We start from the raw sequence: 249 nt of genomic DNA on the forward strand, positions 1-249 counted from the left end.
GTTTAGTTCACTATACGAAACAGTATTATTTGCTGCCAATACTGCATTGGCTGTGAGTTTAGTGTGTATTACGGCAAGTATTTTAATTAGCTACCCGTTTGCTGAGTACTTTTCCATGGCGGTGCAAGTATCAGCTCATATTGGGACTATTGTTATTGCTGCTATTTTAAAAGTAAGTTACGTACTGCGCTGTGTTGCACAACATGGTTTAGGGCAGGAGGTACGATAATGCGCCCTATAAACTTAACT

General features: G+C 39.8%; 1 protein-coding gene. It reads left to right on the forward strand.

Annotated elements, in window-relative coordinates; translation table 11 throughout:
• Positions 1-229: hypothetical protein (locus tag AAEY83_RS17375; protein WP_351061176.1), on the forward strand; the 229-nt coding region annotated here is incomplete at its 5' end.
• Positions 230-249 lie beyond the last annotated feature (20 nt).

The organism is Psychrobacter sp. TB20-MNA-CIBAN-0197, from assembly GCF_040309765.1.
Taxonomy (GTDB): Bacteria; Pseudomonadota; Gammaproteobacteria; order Pseudomonadales; family Moraxellaceae; genus Psychrobacter; species Psychrobacter submarinus.